Source organism: Vampirovibrionales bacterium (assembly GCA_016712355.1).
GTDB lineage: Bacteria > Cyanobacteriota > Vampirovibrionia > Vampirovibrionales > Vampirovibrionaceae > JADJRF01.
Genome location: JADJRF010000005.1, coordinates 834,500 through 854,950 on the forward strand (window position 1 = coordinate 834,500; position 20,451 = coordinate 854,950).

Annotated in this window: 18 protein-coding genes; 14 read left to right on the top strand and 4 right to left on the bottom strand. The window is 61.0% G+C overall.

Annotated elements, in window-relative coordinates; genetic code table 11:
- Nucleotides 1-45: 45 nt before the first annotated feature.
- From IPK79_05215 to IPK79_05230, 4 genes are all read left to right on the top strand, one after another.
- The gene (locus IPK79_05215) at nucleotides 46-483 is read left to right on the top strand and encodes a hypothetical protein (protein ID MBK8189832.1); all 438 of its coding nucleotides are present in this window, start codon (nucleotides 46-48) and stop codon (nucleotides 481-483) included.
- A gap of 164 nt (nucleotides 484-647) precedes the next feature.
- Complete coding sequence (gene hemL / locus IPK79_05220; protein MBK8189833.1) at nucleotides 648-1,883, top strand: glutamate-1-semialdehyde 2,1-aminomutase; 1,236 nt, start codon at nucleotides 648-650, stop codon at nucleotides 1,881-1,883.
- Nucleotides 1,883-3,070 carry a glycosyltransferase family 4 protein gene (locus IPK79_05225; GenBank protein MBK8189834.1) on the top strand — a complete coding sequence of 396 codons (1,188 nt, stop codon included), beginning with the start codon at nucleotides 1,883-1,885 and terminating at the stop codon, nucleotides 3,068-3,070. Before hemL ends, IPK79_05225 begins: the two co-directional genes overlap by 1 nt.
- Nucleotides 3,071-3,176: 106 nt before the next feature.
- Nucleotides 3,177-4,541, top strand: a complete 1,365-nt coding sequence (locus IPK79_05230) for a glycosyltransferase family 4 protein (GenBank protein ID MBK8189835.1) — start codon at nucleotides 3,177-3,179, stop codon at nucleotides 4,539-4,541.
- Here the strand turns inward: IPK79_05230 and IPK79_05235 are convergent.
- The gene (locus IPK79_05235; GenBank protein ID MBK8189836.1) at nucleotides 4,538-6,634 is read right to left on the bottom strand and encodes a hypothetical protein; all 2,097 of its coding nucleotides are present in this window, start codon (nucleotides 6,632-6,634) and stop codon (nucleotides 4,538-4,540) included. The two genes, IPK79_05230 and IPK79_05235, sit on opposite strands and share 4 nt — an antisense overlap.
- 170 nt (nucleotides 6,635-6,804) lie before the next feature.
- Here IPK79_05235 and IPK79_05240 point away from each other — a divergent pair, with 170 nt between their 5' ends.
- Entirely contained in the window at nucleotides 6,805-7,605 is an 801-nt protein-coding gene (locus tag IPK79_05240; protein ID MBK8189837.1) for a sulfite exporter TauE/SafE family protein, read from the top strand.
- On the opposite strand, the gene IPK79_05245 is transcribed toward IPK79_05240, so the two are convergent.
- Nucleotides 7,523-8,755 carry a site-2 protease family protein gene (locus IPK79_05245; protein ID MBK8189838.1) on the bottom strand — a complete coding sequence of 411 codons (1,233 nt, stop codon included), beginning with the start codon at nucleotides 8,753-8,755 and terminating at the stop codon, nucleotides 7,523-7,525. The two genes, IPK79_05240 and IPK79_05245, sit on opposite strands and share 83 nt — an antisense overlap.
- Before the next feature lie 391 nt (nucleotides 8,756-9,146).
- Entirely contained in the window at nucleotides 9,147-10,475 is a 1,329-nt protein-coding gene (locus IPK79_05250) for a hypothetical protein (protein MBK8189839.1), read from the bottom strand.
- Between the two features lie 207 nt (nucleotides 10,476-10,682).
- Here IPK79_05250 and IPK79_05255 point away from each other — a divergent pair, with 207 nt between their 5' ends.
- Nucleotides 10,683-11,432: a class I SAM-dependent methyltransferase gene (locus tag IPK79_05255; GenBank protein ID MBK8189840.1), complete on the top strand. Its 750-nt coding sequence runs from the start codon at nucleotides 10,683-10,685 to the stop codon at nucleotides 11,430-11,432.
- On the top strand, nucleotides 11,416-13,056 hold the full coding sequence (murJ, locus tag IPK79_05260; GenBank protein MBK8189841.1) for a murein biosynthesis integral membrane protein MurJ: 1,641 nt from the start codon (nucleotides 11,416-11,418) through the stop codon (nucleotides 13,054-13,056). Before IPK79_05255 ends, murJ begins: the two co-directional genes overlap by 17 nt.
- A gap of 30 nt (nucleotides 13,057-13,086) precedes the next feature.
- Here the strand turns inward: murJ and IPK79_05265 are convergent, their stop codons facing one another.
- On the bottom strand, nucleotides 13,087-14,550 hold the full coding sequence (locus tag IPK79_05265) for a matrixin family metalloprotease (GenBank protein MBK8189842.1): 1,464 nt from the start codon (nucleotides 14,548-14,550) through the stop codon (nucleotides 13,087-13,089).
- Between the two features lie 281 nt (nucleotides 14,551-14,831).
- Here IPK79_05265 and rpmF point away from each other — a divergent pair, with 281 nt between their 5' ends.
- From rpmF to IPK79_05300, 7 genes are all read left to right on the top strand, one after another.
- A complete protein-coding gene (gene rpmF / locus IPK79_05270; protein MBK8189843.1) occupies nucleotides 14,832-15,044 on the top strand; it encodes a 50S ribosomal protein L32 in 213 nt (70 codons plus the stop codon).
- A 57-nt stretch (nucleotides 15,045-15,101) separates the two neighbouring features.
- Nucleotides 15,102-16,121 (top strand): phosphate acyltransferase PlsX, encoded by a 1,020-nt coding sequence (plsX, locus tag IPK79_05275; GenBank protein MBK8189844.1) that lies wholly within the window; start codon nucleotides 15,102-15,104, stop codon nucleotides 16,119-16,121.
- Entirely contained in the window at nucleotides 16,118-17,203 is a 1,086-nt protein-coding gene (locus tag IPK79_05280; protein MBK8189845.1) for a ketoacyl-ACP synthase III, read from the top strand. The genes plsX and IPK79_05280 overlap by 4 nt, the downstream gene beginning before the upstream one ends.
- 57 nt (nucleotides 17,204-17,260) lie before the next feature.
- Nucleotides 17,261-18,205 (top strand): ACP S-malonyltransferase, encoded by a 945-nt coding sequence (gene fabD, locus IPK79_05285; protein MBK8189846.1) that lies wholly within the window; start codon nucleotides 17,261-17,263, stop codon nucleotides 18,203-18,205.
- A gap of 97 nt (nucleotides 18,206-18,302) precedes the next feature.
- The gene (locus IPK79_05290; GenBank protein ID MBK8189847.1) at nucleotides 18,303-19,208 is read left to right on the top strand and encodes a hypothetical protein; all 906 of its coding nucleotides are present in this window, start codon (nucleotides 18,303-18,305) and stop codon (nucleotides 19,206-19,208) included.
- 26 nt (nucleotides 19,209-19,234) lie between these two features.
- Entirely contained in the window at nucleotides 19,235-19,963 is a 729-nt protein-coding gene (fabG, locus tag IPK79_05295) for a 3-oxoacyl-[acyl-carrier-protein] reductase (GenBank protein ID MBK8189848.1), read from the top strand.
- Nucleotides 19,964-20,121: 158 nt separating this feature from the next.
- Nucleotides 20,122-20,373 (top strand): acyl carrier protein, encoded by a 252-nt coding sequence (locus tag IPK79_05300; GenBank protein MBK8189849.1) that lies wholly within the window; start codon nucleotides 20,122-20,124, stop codon nucleotides 20,371-20,373.
- Nucleotides 20,374-20,451 lie beyond the last annotated feature (78 nt).

Here is a 20,451-nt window from a genome sequence, read left to right on the forward strand (position 1 = left end):
CTCATCAGCCCCTTAATTGTTCCCCTTCTATGGAAATGCTTTGTGATGAACACCTCCTCCACCTCCCCACGCTTTGGCGCGCTCTCGCGCCGTGAGTTCAACGCGCTGCTGGATTCAGAAAGAATCAGGATCGCTGTGAGCAAACAACCTAACGGCAATTCGCTGGTATATATGAGGACCGGCAACAGCCCTGAAAAACTCTATGCCTACCGCCCATCCGGGCATGGGAAGGAAGCCAGCTTGGTGGGCTTGTCGGGCGTGCTGAGCCCCCCAGAAAATCCCATTTTACGTTGGCTGTTTGCCAAACGGGAGGTTACTACTGCGAAGAACCTACTGCGTCAATTGTTGAACCCGGGCGATCGGCTCGTGACGATTAATGCTGACTCAACAGCGCCTCTTGTCAAAGACCGCATCGCCAGCAAAGTCGGCGTCGTGCCCCACGCGCATGAAGACGCTCGCCATTCGAAACGGATTTATTCGTAGCAGGCGCGCCAGCGCGGTCGGGACGAAAGATTGCGAGCGGCGCGCGGGCGCCGTACACTGACGGGCGTTGACCGCCAGACGTCCCAGGAGCGCCTTGCCCGTTGGAAACCCTCGCCCAGCAACGTCCGTTTTCTGAACGCGCATTTGAAGACGCCTGCGCCGTCATGCCCGGCGGGGTCAACAGTCCGGTGCGAGCCTTTAAAGGCGTTGGCGGCGCGCCGGTTTTTATGCAGCGCGCGCTGGGGCCCTATCTGTGGGACGAGGACGGCAACCGCTACATTGACTACGTGGGCAGTTGGGGCCCGGCGATTCTGGGGCACGCTTACCCTGACGTGATTCGCCGGATTCAGCAGGCGGCGGAAGATGGCCTGAGCTTTGGCGCGCCTACGCTGTTGGAAACCGCGCTGGCGCACCAGGTCATCGACATGATGCCCGCCATCGAAAAAATCCGCTTTGTGAATTCGGGCACCGAGGCCTGTATGAGCGCCATCCGTCTGGCGCGGGCTTTTACCGGGCGCTCGCGCATTATCACCTTTGCCGGCTGTTACCACGGCCATGGCGATTCGTTTTTATCGCAGGCAGGATCCGGCGCCGCGACGCTGGGGATTCCGGCCAGCCCGGGCGTGCCGCCAGCCATTGCCGCCCTCACGCTGAGCGCGCGCTTTAACGATCTGGCTTCTGTCGAGCGCTTGCTGGCCAGTTGCGAGGGCGACGCGGCGGCGATTATGGTCGAGCCGGTGGCGGGTAATATGGGCTGCATCGCGCCAGAGCCGGGCTTTTTGCAGGGGCTCCGCGAGCTGGCCGATCGTCATGGCGCGCTGCTGATTTTCGATGAAGTGATGTGCGGCTTTCGCGTGGCGCGCGGCGGGGCGCAGGAGCGCTACGGCGTGCGACCCGACCTCACCACACTGGGTAAAATCATTGGCGGCGGGATGCCGGTGGGCGCCTACGGCGGACGCCGCGACATCATGGCCTGCGTTGCGCCTGAGGGTCGTATGTATCAAGCTGGTACGCTGTCAGGCAATCCGTTGGCGATGACCGCCGGACTGGAAACCTTGCGCCGCCTTAACGACCATGGCTTTTACGCGGATCTTGACGATAAGACCCATCGTCTGGCTGACGGCCTGCGCGAAATTGCGCAACAGGCGGGCGTCTCGGTGACAATCAATGCAGTCTGCGGGATGTTGACGCTGTTTTTCGGCGATGGGCCCGTGATCGATTACGAGAGCGCCACGGCCTGCGATCGCGAGCGGTTCCGTCGGTTTTTCCATGCGATGCTCGATCGTGGCGTCTATCTGGCGCCGTCGCCGTTTGAATCGCTGTTTGTGTCCATTGCGCACGACGCCGACGATATCACGGCGACGCTGGCTGCGGCGCGCGAGAGTTTCAGGCTGCTGTAGTGGGCGCTGAGCGTCGGCTGATCCGGGCGTTTTACGTCTGTCACGACGGCGATCTGTTCGGCTCGCAGCAGAGTCTGGCGATAATGGCGGCCCATGCGCGCGATTTTGACATAGCGCCAGTGGTCTCGATCGCGCGTCCGGGTCCGCTCACGGCGCGACTGGCGTCGATTCCCGGATTGACGCTGGCGACGCACCGGCGCTTGCAGTGGTTTAAGCACGATCAACGTTCGGGATTCCAGCGCGTGGGAGACGCAGCAGGGCTTCTAGCCAGCGCATGGCCTCGCGCGCGCGCACTCGCCGCCTTATTGCGCGCGCATCGGGCGGATGTTGTTCACAGCAATTCGCTGGTATCGCTGGAAGGCGCGCTGGCCGCGCGATTGGCCGGAATTCCGCATGTGTGGCACATTCGCGAGCTGTTTGTCAGCGATAATCCCAAGTTACGCCCGACGCTCGGCGCAGACGGCGTTCGGCGCGTGGTGGAGGCTTTTTCAACCCGGATTCTATGCATTTCGCAGGCGGTGGCGGCGCAGTTCTCGCAGGAGGCGACCGCGCGCCTTGTTGTGATGCCAAACGCTGTGGCGATGGCGGCGAATCAAACGCCGGTCGCGCCCTTATGGCCGCCCGCAGAAGGGCGCTTACGCGTGGGCTACGTCGGGCGGCTGACAGCAGGCAAGCGCTTTGGCGATTTAATCGAGGCGCTGGCTATTTTAGGAGACGCGACGCCGATTGAGCTGGTGGTGGCCGGAAAATTCGTGGACGCGCCTTATGAGGCTTTTATCCGCGCGCGTCTCGATGCGTTGGGAGTCGGGGATCGCGTGCGTCTATTGGGCGTGCTGGACGATCTGCGGCCGTTTTACGCAGGCATCGACGCGCTGGCGCTGCCGTCGAAGGACGAGCCTTTTGGCCGCGCGCTGATTGAAGCGATGGCCGCCGGCGCGCCTTGCATTGGCGCGGATTCGGGTGGAATTCCCGAGATTATTGCACACGAGCGTACGGGTCTGCTGTATCCGTGCGGTGACGCTCGCGCGCTGGCGGCGGCGTTGGCGCGCTACTGGCGCGAACCGGATCTGCGGCGCACATTGGCAAATAATGCTGGACGCGCTGCGGCCCAACGGTTTACGATAGAGACGCAAATGCAGGCGTTGCGCGCCGTGTATGATGCCGCGCTGACGACTGCCCATCGCTGAATTTTCGGGAGATTTTCGGTCTTTAGATTTCTCCAGATTTTTCCCGTTTTTCCCAATTTCTCTTGCAACCGCTGTTTGGCCATCCACCTGTCGGGGGTTCGCCTGTATGTCTGTTCCCATTCCCCCTTCTTCCGCTTCTGGCGCAGCGGCGGCTTCTGACGGCTCCTCCCGGACGGGTCGGGCGCTGCGGGTGGGCATGGTGCTCGATCAACGCTTCCCGCCGGACGCAAGGGTGGAGCGTGAAGCCTTGGCGTTGATTCGCGCAGGGTTTGAGGTGCATTTGTTGTGCGCGCGCGCGCCTGGCGAAGCGTATGGGCGTGACGCCGACGAGTGGACGGTAGATGACGAGTATCAAGGAATACGGCTGCATCGCGTGGATCCTGAGCAGGTGATTTATCGCGTCCCCCTGATTGGGTTTCCGACGCGGTTTCCGTATCGCGGGCTGGCCAAACGTGCGGCGCAGACGTTCTGGAATCTGGATCCGGTCTGGTTTACGCTGATTCGCCGGTTTATTCGGCGTTACGAGATAGATATTCTACATATTCACGATTTGCGTCTGGCCAGCACGGGGCTGGCGGCGGCGTCTCAGGCAGACTTGCCGCTGGTCGCCGATCTCCACGAACATTACCCGGCGCTGATGGCCATGCTCAAAGGTCGTCAATCGCCGCAACGCGGGGCGCGCGCGCGCCGAAAATGGGACCGTGTTGAGCGTTACGTCTGCCGCGAAGCCGATCGCGTTCTTACCGTAGTCGAAGAAGCGCGCGACCGCCTGCTCGCCAAGGGCGTACGCGCGCCCAAGGTGTCGGTGATTCCCAATACCGTTGATATTGATAAATTCCTGGCCGTGCAGCCAGACTCTGAGGTGATTCGCCACTACAAAAACGATTTTGTACTGACCTACGTTGGCCATCTCAACAGTGAGCATCGCGGCATCCAGACCGCTCTGGAGGCTGTGGCGACCCTCAAGGACCAGATTCATGGCTTGAAGTTTGTCGCCGCAGGCGAATATCGCCCGGATTACCGCAAGCGGCTGGATCATCTCATCGATCGCCTGGACCTGCACCACTGCGTGGATTTCACCGGCTGGCTGGATGAAACGGCTTTCGCCTCATACATTCAGGCGGCGGACATCTGCCTGATTCCGCATCTGGCCAATGAACATACCGACGCGACGTTTCCCAACAAAGCGTATCTCTATCATCTGTACGGCAAGCCGATTATCGCCGCTGACTGCAAGCCGCTGGTACGCTATCTGGCAGAAACTCAGGGCGGCCTTACCTATCGCTCAGGCGACGCGCGCGCGCTGGCGGATGCGGTGTTGACGCTGCACGACGATCGCTCGCGACGTCAACGCATGGGGCGCAGCGGTCAGGAGGCCGTGTTTGAACGCCACAACTGGAAGGCGACCGCTGAGCGTCTGGTGTCGGTGTATCGCGGGCTGGCTCAGGAGTGGGCGCTGGGACGCGCTTAAGACGCCGCTGCCGCTGCGATTTTTTCGCGCCCGGCGGGCAAGTACTCCTGAGGCTTGTTCAGCCCAAACGTCTGGCGCAGGTAATGGCCTAGATTGCGTTTGAAATGAGCCGCTTCCTGGGCGTTTGTGGCTTTTCCCGGCCAGGCAGTCGCCAGACGCGTCGCCAGATCGTTGATGCGTCGATTGACGCAGGTCATCATCGCCCAGCGCGCGCGTTTGGCGGGGTCCTGACACAGCGCGTCCAGTTGCTGGCGATAGGCAGCCGCATCGCCCGCCATGGCCGCGCGCAGCACGTCATCAAAGCCGGGTAGGGCTTTTTCAATCGACAGCAGCGTGGGAAGCGTCGTGTTGTGCTTGAAAAGCGAATCGGATTGGCGCCACTGGGTTTTTTCGTAGACGCATTGGTCGAAAATCTTTAAAAACGTCGCCGGGTCGGCCAGTGCGCGTTGCGGGTCGCTTTCGGCGTCCGCTTCGGGCGGGGCCAGAAAGTAGCCGCGCATCAGGTTGGTGAGTTTGGCGTGGACATTACGGGCGTCTTCCCGTGACAGGGCTTGCTGACACAGCGGTTTCAGCGGCTCGTCGCGCCCCTGCGAATGATGGCTCCACTGGGCGGCCTGCACCCAAGCGTCGAGCATGTCGTCAAAGACAAACTGAAGGAGTTGGTAGCGTTTCACTACGTCCATCTTCTGCGCCTGGCCGTTCTCCAGCAGGGGAGAAAGAGCGGCTGTGACCGCATCGTCGCAGGCGGCGGACTTCAAGTCAGGTTGCGAATAAACGGCGCGCATCAGTGCTAGCCACGACGATTGGCGCGTCTCATGCAGGCGCGCCATGCGGCCAAAGTCAATCAGCGACGCGGAAGGCGCTGACGACTCATCGGCGACGTCCGACAGAATGAGGTTGCCGCCATGGAAATCCAGATACTTATCGGGGGAGAGCAGGCTCATCATGATCAAATCCGGGGCGATCCGCTTGAGAAGCGTCTGCTTGAGTTGCGGCTGCTGGGCGTCGACCTGATTGAGGGTGCGCTCGCCAGCGTAGGACTGGACGATACCGTCTTCACAGGAGGCGAAGACCGTGGGTACGCGCAGATCGCTTCCATTTTTCTGGAGCCAGCTTTCCACGCGCCGCGCCTTGTCCTGTTCGCCTTCAAGCTGGACCTCGTCCTGAAGCACGCGGATGGTGGCATTGGTTTCGCGCATCGCAGCCGCTTTATCTTTCACCTGGGTGAGCGCCTGATAATACAGGAAATCGCGTAGCGCCTCGATGGCGGGCGGCGCTGCGTCCGGACGTCGCGCCTTGATGACCACGCGCTCGCCGTGCGTCGTAGTGGCCAGAAACACTTGGGCGATGGACCCGACGCCTAGGGTTCTGTCGATTTGTTGAATGGGGTCTTGAGGTCGTTTTTGATTGAAGACGGCCTGAAGGCGTTTGAGAACCGGTTCATAGTCGCGCATGGGCAAGGCGGGCACTTGATCAAGCAATGGGCCGTAGAGCGTCATGATGCGCTCTTTGCGTCTGATCTCGCGCTGGCCCATCCAGCGAATCCCTTTAGACAGGATATTATCGCCCACCACGTTTTGCAAAAACGTATCCATGGCGCGCAGTTTTTCAAGGGCTCCACGCGTCGATTCTACGCGCGCCTGCATAGCCTTGATGGCGGGTGGCCCCTTGAGCGTGATGATCATCCGCTCGCATGCGCCTGGCGCGCCAAAGCATTTATCGCGCCAATAGGCTTGCGACCATTTGTAGCGACGAATCGCGGTTTTGACGGAGGGAGGCAGATACTGATCGGCCTTTTTTTCGCCGCGCGACGCTTGCCACGCCATCCAGCGCCAACGGGCGAACTGGCCCACGGCGTTAAAGAAACCGTCTTTTAATGTGATTTTAGCCGCTTGCGCCTCAACGTCTTCCTCACACACGGACGGGGCCGCGATATCGGGAAAGACCTTGTTCAGGCTGTCAGCGCCATCCATACCCTCCGCGCCAGAATCGGCGTCTTTGCCAAAGCGCGGCCTCGGCGCGCCCAGCGCTCTTGGCGCATCGCTCACACTCTGCCAGGCAAGCGGCGGCGTGAATGCGCCCGTTGTGATCATGATTGAAGGCTCTCCCCGGGGCTCGCTCGAAATCTTGAGGGCATCAAGGTCCCTCCAGTCAAAAAGATGCGCGGTCCGCCGATTTTGGTTACAGATTGTAATGCGTTTGCGCGATAATACGCGCGTCGCATCGTTTTGCGGGCCTTTGGCGCTCGCCTTCGCCTGTTTTTATGAGTGAACCGCTTGCTCTGCTGATTCTCGGCGCGTTGATTGGCGTGTTGTCCGGCCTGCTGGGCGTGGGCGGCGGGTTGATGATGATTCCTGCGTTGATGTATGGCCTGCCGCTGATGGGCTTTGCGGCTCTGGGCGTCAAGGCGGCGACGGCGGCTTCCGCCATGCAGGCGGTGGCAAGCGGCGTGTCTTCTTCATGGGCCCACGCGCGGCGTAAGACGGTGCTGTGGGGGGTCGCCCTGCCTCTGGGCGCGGCGGCGCTGGGCGGCGGCTACTGGGGCGGCCTGTTATCGGGACAACTCGATGATCGCTTCCTGAAATACCTGCTCGTTGCCGTGATCGCCATCGTAATGACGATGTTTGGCCGCAACAAGGCGCATCACGGAGAGCAAACGCCCTTAGTCCTGTCAGTGGGAGATGCGCTGCGCCTGCCGGAGCTTCCACGAGCAGCCCTGCTCGCGGTGGGCGTTGGCGTGTTGTCCGGCGTGCTGGGTATCGGCGGGTCGCTGTTTTTAATTCCTATTATGACGATTCTGCTGCGCCTGCCGATGCGCAATGCCATTGGCGCGGGATCGGCGACCGTGCTGATGATTTCGGCGGCAGCCCTATTGGGCAAGTGGCAAGCCGATATCCTGCCCCTGCGCGAAGCCATGTTACTGACCGTCGGCGCGTTTTTTGGCGGCATGGCGGGCGCGCGTCTTACCAGCCGCGTATCGCCTATTGTTTTGAAGCGCCTGATGATGGCTTTGATGGGGCTGGCGCTGGCGCGGACCCTGACGGAACTGCTGCTGGGGATTTAGACGCGGCGGCGCCGACCGGGGCGGTCTGCGTCGCAGGCGGCGGTTCGCGCCGGAAATCTGATTTGCCCTGCGCAATTTTATAGAGGTCATGGCCCAGCAATAACACCATTAACCCCGCCAGCAGGAAAAATCCCGCCTGCGTAAAACCGGTCTGGATCTTCTTGCTCACCGGCGAGCCCTTCACCGCCTCGATGGCCTGGAACAGAATATGCCCGCCATCGAGCGCCGGAATGGGCAGAAGATTCATCACGGCCAGCATGGCGCTGATAATGGCCATCAGCAGAAAGCCGGTTTGCAGGCCTGTGTACTGGATCGCTTCTCCGCCCGCCTTGACGATGCCGACCGGGCCAGCAACGTCGTCCCAGTTGCCTTTACCACTGAAGATCTTGCCCAGACCCGCAAAATTGCGCACGGTGATATCACCGAGAAAGGCCAGCGACTCGCCAGCGGCGGCGAGTGGATTTAAATAGCGCTGAGACCCGCCCCCTTCCATCCGGATACCGATCAATCCTTTTTCGTTGGGCGTGATCGTGAGCGTCACAGGCGGATTTTTTCCGCCTCTCAGGATCGAGAATGTCAGCGGTTTTTGGGCGTGGGCGCGAATCGTTTCCGTTACGAAATAGCTGCCGTCGTAACGTCGTGTCGACAGCGGCTTGCCATCGACCGCCGTAATGACGTCGCCGGGGCGCAGGCCCGCCTGCGCCGCTGGCATGTGCGCGCTCACGACTTCCTTGATGGCGACCGGCGCGTGCGGGGCGGGCAGGCCCCACATCATCGCGACAAAAATCATAATCAGCCAGGCCAGAATCGCATTGACCGCGATACCGGCGATGGCAATGGCGAAGCGCTGCGGCAGCGGACGATTCTCGAAGCGTTGCGGCGAATCCGGCGGAATCGGCGAATCCGGATTATCGTCAGGAAAGGCGACATAGCCGCCAAACAGCGCCAGATGCAGGCAGTATTCGATGTCCCCGATTTTTTTCGACCAGAGCGTCGGGCCCATTGGCAGCCCGAATCCGAAACGCTCGACGCGAACTCCGCAGCGCCGCGCGACCCACAGGTGGCCCAGTTCGTGCGCGATAATCAGCACGCTGAGCATGCCCAGCATAATCAGGACGGAAGCGACGGGATGAATAGCGGTCGGGGGCATTTGGACGCCCTTTCGGGTTATGGGGGACTCATGGGGCCCATTGTAATACGAATCGGCGTTCCTCGCCGTCCCCTCATCACGGGATTAGAGCAAGCCCGCAGAATGATCGGCATGGGACCGTTTGCCATGCGCGCCCCTTGTCAGCGATAATACCGCTGCGCCGCGCGCCTGTCCCGTGAATCCCGTGATAAAACGGCGCCCAGGCGGCGCGCGCCAGCCGTTAAAGCGATGGAAATCAACGCCATGGCGATCCTCTGAGGAGTCTGACTGATGAGCGCGATTTCGCTTATGCCCAAGCCTTCTTATCCGCCCAGGCCGCAGAGGCAATATCCTCCCGCGCCCCCGCAGGGATATGCGCCGACGGCGAAAACGTCTCCAGCCCCTGCTCCCTCTAAGGGTTTGGCGCCTCGCCCGAAGGCGTAAGCGCGGCGCTCACGCGCTGACGGACGCGCGTTTCTACGTCGCCGATCGACAGGGAAGCGGCATGCCCGTCCAAAGCGGCCATTTCCCGAAAGCGGGCCGGGTCGCGCAGAAGCGCCAAGGCATGCGTCTGCTCAGGCGTTTCTCCCGCTGTCTCCAATAATTGGCGGTAGCTCAGGCTGCCATGAGAGCGTAAAAAAGCCATGAGCGCCGTCAGATCCTCGATCCCCATCGGCAGCGCGGCGCGATCGGGCGCCGCCCCGGGATGGGGCTGGCTCAAATCGCCCGCCATGGCAGACTGGCCGCCGACCGACGCCACCGGCCCCAATCTTAGATTGGCGGGCGGAAGAATTAATGCGGCGGCCCCCGATTCGGCGGAACGCGCGCCCGGCAGGTGATAAAAGGCCCAGTAGGCGCGCATCGCCGCCAGCGATAACTCATCGCGCGCGATATTGAGCGGCGCCAGGGTTGCCAGCGTCTGGGGCTGGCGTAATTGCTCAACCCAGGCTTTTTCGTGCGCCGACAACGTGGTGACGGCGTTCAAATTCAGGCGTTGCAGGCCTTCTTGCGAAATGCCATGTCCAGCGGGGCCGGTCAAACGCATCAACGCGCCGGCGACCTCTCGAAAATCGCGCGTCGAATCGGGCATTGAGGCTGGAATCTGCGTCGCCGAGCGCAATTGGCTGATAACATCCGCATTCAACACGATCACATCCTGATCGGCGGACGCGATCCAGATGTCCTGAAGCGACAGCGCCCCGCGATCGCCATCCAGCGAGGCCAGCGTCAGAAACAACCCTTTATCGCGCATCAGGGCTTTGGCGACTTCCGCCTGTTCGCGGTTCATGGTCGCCAGATTCAGCGCGCGCAGGGCGTCGTAGGTCAGGCCCTGGCCGTTGGCGTCAAACGCGGCGAAGAATGCCATGAGCTTGTCGCGCGAAATGCGCTGCTCCAAATCGTAGAATTGAATGGCGCGCTGAAACAGGGCGCGGGTCTGATCACTCATCGGGGCCTGACTTAGATCCGAAGCGCGCACGGCGAGCGCAGGCGCAAAATTGGCTTGCGCCAACAGCCATAACGGCAATTGAGCCCGATCTGCGCCCAAAAACGCGGGATCGGCGCGCAGGGCGTTGGCGGCATACTGAAACAGCGCCAGCGTATAGGGCGAAATCGCCGTCTCTGCTGCAGGCGGCGGGGCCGACGGCGTTTGACCGAGCGCCAAAGCCGCCACGCGGGCATCGCGCAGCGGAAACGTCGCCGGATAATAGCGAACCGAAACCGACCGAACCGGATCCACCATGAGCGTGCGCCTCGCTAGAAAAAGCCTGCGCCTGCATTGCGTGCGTTTTATTATAGCGCGCAACGGCCGGATTTTCTCTTGGCTGATGCGTGTGCGTGAATCGCCGCTTCTGTGCTTCAATAAGGCCGTCGCGCCCTTCGCCAGATGATGGGAATGACGGACCGATTCGCGCTTCAAAAGAGATTCTGCCTAATCGAGATTTCGACTGTGGATACGACGCCTCCTGCAACGCCTTCTGAAGATCCTCGCGTTATTCGCAAGGGCGAGTACGCGCGCCATGGGGATTTTCACCGCAACCTCGATCCTAACTGGAGTTACTATCCTATCTATGTGAATAAGCTGGAAGCGATTGATACGGCGTTGCGTCGCTATCACGCTGCGGACGATCAGATTCTGGATGCCGGGTGCGGCGAAGGGGTGCTGGTGGATCGCTATCGCCGCGAAGGCTGGCAGATTGTCGGGGTGGATAAAAACTACGCCAGCGAGTACGTCCGCGAAGGCAGCCTCACCGATTTGCCTTTCCCGGACGCGGCGCTCGACACGGTGCTGTGTCTGGATGTTCTGGAGCACTTGCTCTATCCCGATCAAGACAGGGCGCTCGCCGAGATTGCCCGTGTGATGAAGCCTGGCGGCCTCTTGATTGTGTCGATTCCCAATCTGGCGCATTTTACGGCGCGACTCAAGATGCTGTTTCGCGGGCGCCTGCTGCGGACCGCCGCCCTGTCGCATCATCCCGGCGATCGGCCAGCGCTGGAATATCAGCAGCTGATTACGCGGCATCGCTTTGAGATTCTCGAACGCCATGGCATTTTCCCGACCGTGCCGCCGATTTATCGCTGGGTAATGCGCTATCCGGCGCGCTCAGCAGGCTTGCTGCGCTGGTTGCGCCGTCTGCCATTTCCGACTTACTGGCACTTCCAGGTGATTTTCGTCTGCCGTTATGCCCCCACTCCCTGACGCCGCGCCTGAAGCGCCTGCGCGCCGGGCCCCCAGCCTTCTGCGCGCCGCCGGACTGATCGCCGTAATTACGGTGCTGGCCAAGCTGCTCGGGGCGTTGCGCGACTGGCAGATATTTCAGGCTTATGGCGCGTCGATAACGTCGGACGCCTATTTCGCCGCGGTGCAGATTCCCTCGTTTGCCATCGTGTTGCTCGGCGGGTTGGGAGGCCCGTTCCATACCGCCATCGTGGGAGTTTTTTCACGGCTGATTGACGCTGGCGAGCGCCCCTCAACGCTGGCGCGGCAACTGGCCAGTACAGTGCTGACGCTGACAGGCGGCGCGTTCTCGCTGCTGTCGATTCTGGTGTTTTTCTACGCTGAGCCGCTCTTGCGCGCGCTGCTGCCCGGCGGAGATCCGGCGATGATCGCCATGGCTGCGACGCATCTGCGCATCATGGCGCCGGTGATGCTTCTGGGCGGGGTGATTGGGGTCTTTTACGGGCTGGTCAATGTGTATCACAGCTATGTCTGGCCATCGCTGTCTCCTGCGGCGCTCAATGTTGCGATGATTCTGGCCCTGATCGCATTTCCGGAAGATCCTGCTCATGCCAACGGCAATTTGCTGGCGTGGGCGACGCTGGCGGGCGCCGTGTTTCAGGTGGCCCTGCAATTACCAGATTTTCTGCGCTTTGGGTTTACGCTGAAACCGTCTCTGGCCGCGTGGCGCTCAATTGAGCTTCGCCAGATTGGCGAAGTCTTGTTTCCGATGATGATTGGCGTAACGATTGGTCAATTAATGACCTATGTGGATATGCTCTTCGCCGCGCGACTCGCTGAAGGAGGCTGGTCTGCCGTTGTATTGAGCAATCGCCTGCTGCAATTGCCTATCGGCGTGCTTCAAACAGCGTTTCTGGTTCCCGTGTTCCCCCGGTTTTCGCGCGCGGTGGCGGATCAGCGCTGGGACGACCTGCGCCGCGATTTCAGAATGGGCGTCGTGTCGCTGTGGTTTATCAGCCTGCCCATTTTAACCTTGCTGTTGTTGCTGAGCGAGCCGGCGATTCGCGTGGCCTTTCAGCACGGGCGCTTTGACGCAGGCGACACGCGATTGGTGACGCTGGCGCTGGTGTTTCAGGCATTTCAAATGCTGCCGTATTTTGCGCGCGATACGTTAACGCGCGTATTTTACGCTTTTCAGGATTCTGTGACACCGATGCTCGTTGGCTTTCTGGCGATTGGGGTTAAATATCTGCTCAATGCGGCGCTGGTCTCGCACTACGGCATTGGCGGCATCACGCTGTCGACCACGCTGATCACGCTGTTGAATATGACCGTTCTGGCGATTGCGCTCAAGGGCCGTCATGGCGTGACATTAGGCGTTGCGGCCATGGCGCGATCGTTTGGCAAGCTAGCTATCGCGGCGGGCGTTACCGGGCTCGCGTTGTGGGCGCTGACAGACCCGTTGACGCGCTTTCTCATCGCGCGGGGCCTTCAGGGCGCGGGGGCGGATCTGACGCTGATGGCAGTCGTCTCGCTGGCAGGGGCCGCGCTGTATCTGGCGCTAACGTGGGCGCTGCGCGTACCGGAAGCGGACGCCCTGTTTGCGCGCGTGGGCCTGCGTCGTAACAGGCTCAACGACGCCTGACATAGACGAGCCCACTGCGTCCCAAACAAACTAGCGGTACGGCGAATAACGCGCCAGATTATCCGCAGGACGCGCATACAGCGCTTGCAGCGTGCGGCCGTCTCGCGGCGACGGCCCATCCGGCGCTTGCTGAAACTTTTCACACTGAGGAGGGACGGGGGTGGCGGCCGCGCTGTCCCACGGCAGAGGAATATCGTCAACGCGCAGCCCATAAGCGGGATACATTAAATCGGCGGGATCGTCGCTATGCCCCCATAAACCAAGCGCATGACCCAGCTCGTGCGCCACGGCTCGCGCAGAAGGATTTTCTCCTGTCATCTCAATGAGAACCGCGGTGCGGATACGCTCTCCGGGATCCAGGGTTAAAATGGGCCGGGTGACGGGATGCAGCGCGCTTTGCGGGGTGCGCGTCCAGGCAATGATAATATCGGCGCGCTCAGGCTGAACGGTCTGCGTCAGGGGTAGATACAAGCGCCATTGCGCCAGCGCGCTTTCAACCATGGCGGTTTCGCGTAAGGTTGGGGCGTCGGTATAAACGCGAACAGGCAAGGTCGTCCAACGCATGGCCGCGCCGTTGGGGCGCTTTAAAATCCGCGCAGCGTAATCCGGGCCCAAAAGCGAGGGCGTCGCAGCCGCCTGTTTCCAGACGGCTTTCTCAACCGGAGCAGGCGGCGTAATGGCTGTTGCGCCAAGCGCAGGCGCCGCCATGGTCACCACCTCCAGAACGGTTTGACTGGCTTCCGACGCCTGCCCGGACGCCTGCGCGGCAACAGGGACGCTCACCGGCGGATCGGCGAGCAGTTCGCGGCTTTCCTCGTCTGGCGGTGCCGCTGAGTCGGGATGCGCTCGGGCAGTAACCACGCCGTCTGATGACAGGCGCACTTCACGCGGGGCCAGCGGCAGGGCGTAAGAGAGCTGCTTCAAACGCGCCGAGGCGTCCTGATACGGGAAACTCCGGCCAAAGACGTACGTTTCCAGTTGGGACAAGCGTTCGGGGGTTGGCGTGGCATCGTACGAACGTCCCAGCAAACGCGATTCCATATAAGCAATCAGCCGCGCATCGTTGCGTTTCGCCAGAGGCTCTGCCTGAGACGGGCTTTCTCGAAGGCGTTGGGAAATGGCCTTCAGGCGCGCGGCGCGCGGCGCCGGGTTGAGTTGTCCGAACAGGGTTTTTTCAATTCGCCCCAGCCGGGATTTTAACAAGTCTTGCGGGTAGGTTCGGCCATACAGGCGGGTTTCCGCGGCGGCGAGCTGAGCTTGCGCTTGCGCGGTTTCGGCGGGATTGTCGACATTTTCCAGGAATTCAACCATGCGTGGCAGCGCAATAGGCGCTATTTTAGGCCCGAGTCCGGGCTGAAAATTTCGCTGCGGCGACTGCGCGATCGCCACAGAGGCGCACGCAGCCAGAGCGCACAACAGGCCAGACGCGCTCCCTATTTGCCGCAGCAGCAGTCGGGCGCAGTAGTAAAAGCCATCAGCCATCAGGTCGGCCATGATCCGGGCAAGCAGCTCCTTTTGATCGGGTCCCTTTTGAGGGTGATTCTATTATAGAACGCGCGCGGGCCAAGACCGCCGGAACTGTAGATGCCAACGTTTCCGAAAAGACGCGTGACAAGGCGATAGAGCCCGATTAGAATCGACGCGTACGCACGGGATTTCATCGCGCGCCGCCTCGGCTCAAATCGGCGCGTTGCGAGCCCCCTCTTGCCGACGCGGTTTTTTTTTGCCAGAATCGTTTCCGCTGCGCCCCTCCCGCATGACAAGGATTTTTTACCATGCCAGTTCCCAAGAAGCGCCAGGGTCACTCTGATCAGGGACACCGTCGCGCCTGCTGGAAAGCCGTTATTCCGGAAATCAGCAAATGCCCCAATTGCGGGGCGGTTCGTCATCCGCATACTATGTGCGGGGCCTGCGGCTTTTACCGCGACCGCATCGTGCGCGATCTTGCCGTGGCCGAGGAAACTTTCGAACTGGATGACAACGAGTAAGACCCGCCGGTGTTGGCGTCATTCGGTATTGTCGAGCGCGTTTGACGACGAGGGAGTATGACCAGTCAGCCGATTCGGGTCGCTATTGACGCGATGGGAGGCGATTACGCCCCTGCTGAGATCGTCAGGGGCGCGGTTCTTGCCGCCCGAGAGCATCATGTTACGCCGCTTCTGGTCGGCCCGCCCGCCATTGTCGAAGAAAGCCTCAAGGCACACGACACGCGCGGTTTATCGATTGAAATAGTCGCCGCAAGCGAAGTCATCGATATGGGCGACTCGCCCACCACGTCGCTGCGGAAGAAAAAAGACGCCTCGATCTCGGTCACCGCGCGCTGCGTCAAAAACGGCAATGCGCAGGCCATGGTTGCCGCAGGCAGTACAGGCGCGGCAATGGCGGCGGCGCTTCTGACGCTGGGACGCCTTGAAGGCGTGGATCGCCCTGCAATTGGCGTGGTGCTGCCATCTCTGGCTGCGCCGTGTCTCCTGTTGGACGCGGGCGCCAACGCCGATTGCGCGCCTCATATGCTCCTGCAGTTTGGGCGGATGGGCAGCGTGTTTATGCACAACGTCTACGGCGTGGAGCGTCCGCGCGTCGGCGTGCTGAATATCGGCGAAGAGCTGGGCAAGGGCAACGCGCTGGCCCATGCGGCCTACGAGCTGTTATCGCAGGATCCGGCCCTGAATTTCATTGGCAATATTGAAGGCAACGACCTGTTCTGCGGCAACGCCGACGTTGCCGTGTGCGACGGGTTTGTGGGCAACGTCGCGCTGAAAAGCGTAGAAGGCGTCAGCAAAATGTTAATGACGCATCTCAAACAGGAACTGACCGCTCACTGGCTGACGTCTCTGGGCGCAATGATGATAAAACCCGCGCTGCGCAGCGCGAGAGGCAAAGTAGACCCGAATGAACACGGCGGCGCGCTTTTGCTGGGCGTGCGCGGGGTGTGCGTCATCGCCCACGGATCGAGTAACGCCAACGCCATCGTTAACGCCGTGCGCGTGGCAAAACACGCGGTCGAGAGCGACGTATTAGGCAAAATGGGAGGACGTCTCCTGGAAAGCGCAGGCTGTTCATGACGATTGGCGCACCGTCGGATATCGGGTTGAGCCTGATTGGCATTGGCGCCTGTATCCCCGAAACGGCGCTCACTAACGATGATATGGCCCGTCTCGTCGATACGTCCGACGAATGGATCACCACGCGCACTGGTATTCGCAAGCGCCATGTGGTTTCTGGCGATCAGACGGTGGCGGATCTGGCGATCGCCGCCGCGCGCGATGCGCTGGCCAGCGCCGGAATCAGCGCTGAGGCCATCGATTTGATTATCGTCGCCACGTCGACGCCCGACACGATTTATCCCGGCGTGGCCTGTCAAGTGCAGGCGGCCATCGGCGCGCGTCAGGCGTTTGGCTTTGATATGGCGCTGGCCTGCAGCGGCTTTGTCTTTGCGCTGGCCACGGCCCAGCAGTTTTTACGCACCGGCATGCGCCGCATGGCGCTGGTGATTGGCGCGGATATTCATTCGCGCTTTGTCGACTGGAGCGATCGCAATACCTGCGTGCTGTTTGCTGATGGCGCCGGCGCCGCGATTGTTTCGGCGCAAGCGGGCGCGCCGGATAACTTCCTGTCCAACGTGCTGTACACCGACGGAACGAAGGGGCCGGAACTCACGCTGTTTCTGAATTCGCAAAACTGTCCGCTGGCCGAACCCCGACAAACCGTGGCTCCTTACGTGACGATGAACGGTCGCGAGATGTTCAAGTTCGCTGTGGGCGTCGTGCCCTCGGCGATCACGGCCGCTCTGGACGCCGCCGGTCTGAAGATCGACGATATTGATTATCTGGCGCTGCATCAGGCCAATATTCGCATCATGCAGGCGATGTCCGAAAAGCTGGGCATCGCGCCGGAAAAGCTGATCGTGAACCTCGACGAAGTCGGCAATACGTCGGCCGCGTCTATTCCCATCGCCCTCAATGACGCCGTTCTCAAAGGCCAGCTCAAACCCGGCCAGTTGGTCGCCCTGTGCGGCTTTGGCGCCGGCGTCGCATGGGGAGCAAGCGTGATGCGCTGGACGCTGAGCGATTGCCGGCCGCAGGCGGCCCAATCGGTTCAGACGGCGCAAAGCGAACCGGCCCAACCTGTGAGCGCTGGCGCCTAAAAAAACGCGCCATCTCGACGTCACGTCACAAGAAACCCAATGAGAGAGTCTGTCGCGATGCCTAAATTCGCTTTTATTTTTCCAGGCCAAGGCGCGCAAAGCGTGGGCATGGGGCGCGATTTTGCCGAAGCCAGCGAGTCGGCGCGCCATGTGTTTGAGGTTTTCAATCGTTTTACGTCCGCCGACCTGAGCCAGGTGTGCTTTGAGGGCCCCGAAGACGCCTTGCGCCGCACCCGTTATACGCAACCGGCGATTCTGGCCACAGCGCTGGCGGCCTTGACGGTGTTTCGTGAACGATGCGCGCTCAAGCCAGCTTATACCGCCGGGCATAGCCTGGGAGAATATGGAGCGTTATACGCCAGTGGCGCGATTTCGCTGGAGGGCGCCGCCCGACTGATTCAGCGGCGCGCACAATTAATGGATGCCGCCCCGCCCGGGGCGATGGCCGCTGTTCTCGGATTGCCCGAAGCCCAGGTCGACCGCGCATTGGCTGAATTTCCGCGAGAAGAAGTCACAGTCGCCAATTATAACGCTGCCGATCAGGCCGTGATCTCCGGCGCCCCGCAAGGCGTTGCGCAAGCAAGCGAGCGCCTTAAAGAAGCAGGCGCCAAGCGCGTGATTCCGCTGGCTGTGGGCGGCGCATTTCATTCGCCTTTGATGGATGCGGCGGCGGCGGAATTTACAGCATTTCTAGCCAACGAATCGTTTGTCGATACGCTGATTCCGGTGATCGCCAATGTAGACGCTCAACCCACCACGCGCGGCGAGCAGTTTCGCGACAAACTGGGCCGACAGGTGAATCACTCGGTGTTGTGGTCGCGCACCACGCGCGCGCTTCTTGGCGAGCTGGGCGTAGATGCCATCATCGAGTTCGGTCCGGGGCGCGTGCTGACCGGCATGATTCGCAAAACCTACCCGGACGTCCGGGTGTATAACGTATACGATATGGCATCTCTGGAAGAAACCCTCTCCGCGCTGAACGCTTCGGCGCCGGTGGCCTGACGTCTCGGGAATTCCGCGTTGTCTTCATTCAAAACAGGAGATCGAGGCTTTGATCGCACTAAAACCCGCTATGAGACGACCCTGGGCGTTAGGCGTTATGGCGATGACGCTGCTGACGCTCTGCGTCGTCTCACCGCCGCCGTTGACGCCTTGCGCGCGCGCGGAAAAACCTCTGGCCGTCGACGCCTCTACGGCATTTTCGGATCGGCTGCTGGCGCTAACGCGTCGCCTGCAGGCGGTCTCCACTGGCGAGAAAAACGGCTTTCGCCGGTCGATTGGCATTCTGCGCGAAAGCGTAACGCCGCAAGATTCGCTGACCTTTCGCGAACATGCTGTCGACGTCTGGCTACAGTCATACTATGAACGCGCCATGACGCGCGGCGATCTCCTCGAAGCACTGGGCGTCTCGCAGCCACTGAACCGCTCCTCGCAATTGTCTGCGATTCGTCGGCAGGTGCGCCCCTTGGGCTTTGAGGCGCATGTGGAAGACGGCGCTGTGGCGCAGATCCCGCGGTTTTCACTCCTGCGCCGCCGTTTAGGCGATCTGGCCGGGCCCGCCTGGCGCTCGTATTGGGCTTTGCAAGCGGAGGAAATCGATCGGCCACTGGAAATCGAAGGCTTGCCCGCCGTGCCGTGGGACCAGATGCGGCGGCGGCTGACGGCGCGTGAGCAATTTCTGACGCTCTATCCGCACTTTGTGCGGCGTCGCGACGTCGACTGCGAGCGCGAATGGATTCTGCTGGATTATGTGGGCGCGCTGGATCCCGCCGTTCTCGCCGATTCGCGTCAGCGCCCGCGCGCTGATGCGCTGGCCAGTTACGCCCTCTTTCTGGAGCGTAATCGCGACTCGCATTCTTTTGGCCTGATTCGCGATTATCGCCGCTTGTTGCTTGGACAGGGCGATAAGCTGGACGTGGCCGCCGTGCGGGCGTTTCTCGACGCCCAGAATTTGCCGAAACCATCGTTTCGCGCCGCCTCGTCGGGCGAGGCCTCGCCCGAATAGTCCATTTACGAAAGGATTCGCTGCTTATGTCTGATGTTCCTGTCGCCATTGTCACCGGCGGATCGCGCGGGATTGGGCGCGCCTGCGTGCTGGCGCTGGCTGAAGCCGGTTATGACGTCGCCTTTAGTTTTGCGGCCAACAAGCAGGCCGCCAGCGATCTCGAAGCCAGCGTCAAGGTATTTGGACGCCGGGTCCTGGCGATTCAGGCCGATGCCGCCAATTCGGTGGAGGCGCAATTGCTGGTAGATCAGACCGTGGACGCTTTTGGGCGTCTGGATGCGCTGATCAATAATGCGGGCGTCACCCGCGACGGCCTGATCCTGAGAATGAAAGACGAAGACTGGCGCCACGTGATCGAAACCAATCTGTCGGGCGCGTTTTACACCACGCGGGCGGCGGCCAAAGTCATGATGAAGCGCCGCGCCGGGGCGATCGTCAATATCTCCAGCGTTGTCGGCGTTTACGGCAACGCCGGGCAAGCCAACTACGCGGCCAGTAAAGCAGGCCTGATTGGTCTGACCAAGGCGTCGGCAAAGGAACTGGGGGCGCGCAATATTCGCGTCAACGCCATTGCGCCAGGGTTTATCGCTACCGATATGACCGAAGGCCTGCCGGCCGAGCAGATTGTCGAGCATATTCCGCTGGGACGGCTGGGCGCTCCCGACGATATTGCAAAGGCGGTTCTCTTTCTGGTACGCTTTGGGGATTACATTACGGGGCAAGTCATTCAGGTGGATGGCGGACTCGTTTTGTAAGGTCTGCGCAGGCGAGCGCCTTCACGGCGCGGGTTTAGGGCATATCGGCGATGCCAGCGCATCGCAGTTTTCCAGCCTCGCTTTGGCCGCATCAAGTTTTCAAGAGTCAGATCCCTTTTCCGTTTTGATGAATCGCACTGGAGGTTAAACGCCGTCTGATGAGCAGTACCACCGCCACTACATATGATCGCGTCAAGAAAGTGATCGTCGAGCAGTTGAGCTGCTCGGAAGAAGAAGTGAAATCTGAAGCCAGCTTCACCCAGGATCTCGGCGCTGATTCGCTGGATACGGTTGAGCTGGTTATGGCCTTCGAAGAAGAATTCGGCATGGAAATTCCTGACGAAGACGCCGAGAAAATCCAGACCGTAGGTGACGCCGTTCGCTTTATCGAGCAGCACGTCTCCAAATAGCGTCTCTTGCTGATATTGTTTCTTTTTCGGGTGTGGCGGCGTTTGAGGCAGGAGTGCCGCCGGTGTTGTCGACAGGAA

Bases quoted from the DNA above. Each gene is read 5' to 3' on its own strand.
- IPK79_05215 (MBK8189832.1), top strand. From the start codon at position 46: ATGAACACCTCCTCCACCTCCCCACGCTTTGGCGCGCTCTCGCGCCGT.
- hemL (MBK8189833.1), top strand. From the start codon at position 648: ATGCCCGGCGGGGTCAACAGTCCGGTGCGAGCCTTTAAAGGCGTTGGC.
- IPK79_05230 (MBK8189835.1), top strand. From the start codon at position 3,177: ATGTCTGTTCCCATTCCCCCTTCTTCCGCTTCTGGCGCAGCGGCGGCT.
- IPK79_05235 (MBK8189836.1), bottom strand. From the start codon at position 6,634: ATGATCACAACGGGCGCATTCACGCCGCCGCTTGCCTGGCAGAGTGTG.
- IPK79_05240 (MBK8189837.1), top strand. From the start codon at position 6,805: ATGAGTGAACCGCTTGCTCTGCTGATTCTCGGCGCGTTGATTGGCGTG.
- IPK79_05245 (MBK8189838.1), bottom strand. From the start codon at position 8,755: ATGCCCCCGACCGCTATTCATCCCGTCGCTTCCGTCCTGATTATGCTG.
- IPK79_05250 (MBK8189839.1), bottom strand. From the start codon at position 10,475: ATGGTGGATCCGGTTCGGTCGGTTTCGGTTCGCTATTATCCGGCGACG.
- murJ (MBK8189841.1), top strand. From the start codon at position 11,416: ATGCCCCCACTCCCTGACGCCGCGCCTGAAGCGCCTGCGCGCCGGGCC.
- IPK79_05265 (MBK8189842.1), bottom strand. From the start codon at position 14,550: ATGGCCGACCTGATGGCTGATGGCTTTTACTACTGCGCCCGACTGCTG.
- rpmF (MBK8189843.1), top strand. From the start codon at position 14,832: ATGCCAGTTCCCAAGAAGCGCCAGGGTCACTCTGATCAGGGACACCGT.
- plsX (MBK8189844.1), top strand. From the start codon at position 15,102: ATGACCAGTCAGCCGATTCGGGTCGCTATTGACGCGATGGGAGGCGAT.
- IPK79_05280 (MBK8189845.1), top strand. From the start codon at position 16,118: ATGACGATTGGCGCACCGTCGGATATCGGGTTGAGCCTGATTGGCATT.
- fabD (MBK8189846.1), top strand. From the start codon at position 17,261: ATGCCTAAATTCGCTTTTATTTTTCCAGGCCAAGGCGCGCAAAGCGTG.
- IPK79_05290 (MBK8189847.1), top strand. From the start codon at position 18,303: ATGGCGATGACGCTGCTGACGCTCTGCGTCGTCTCACCGCCGCCGTTG.
- fabG (MBK8189848.1), top strand. From the start codon at position 19,235: ATGTCTGATGTTCCTGTCGCCATTGTCACCGGCGGATCGCGCGGGATT.
- IPK79_05300 (MBK8189849.1), top strand. From the start codon at position 20,122: ATGAGCAGTACCACCGCCACTACATATGATCGCGTCAAGAAAGTGATC.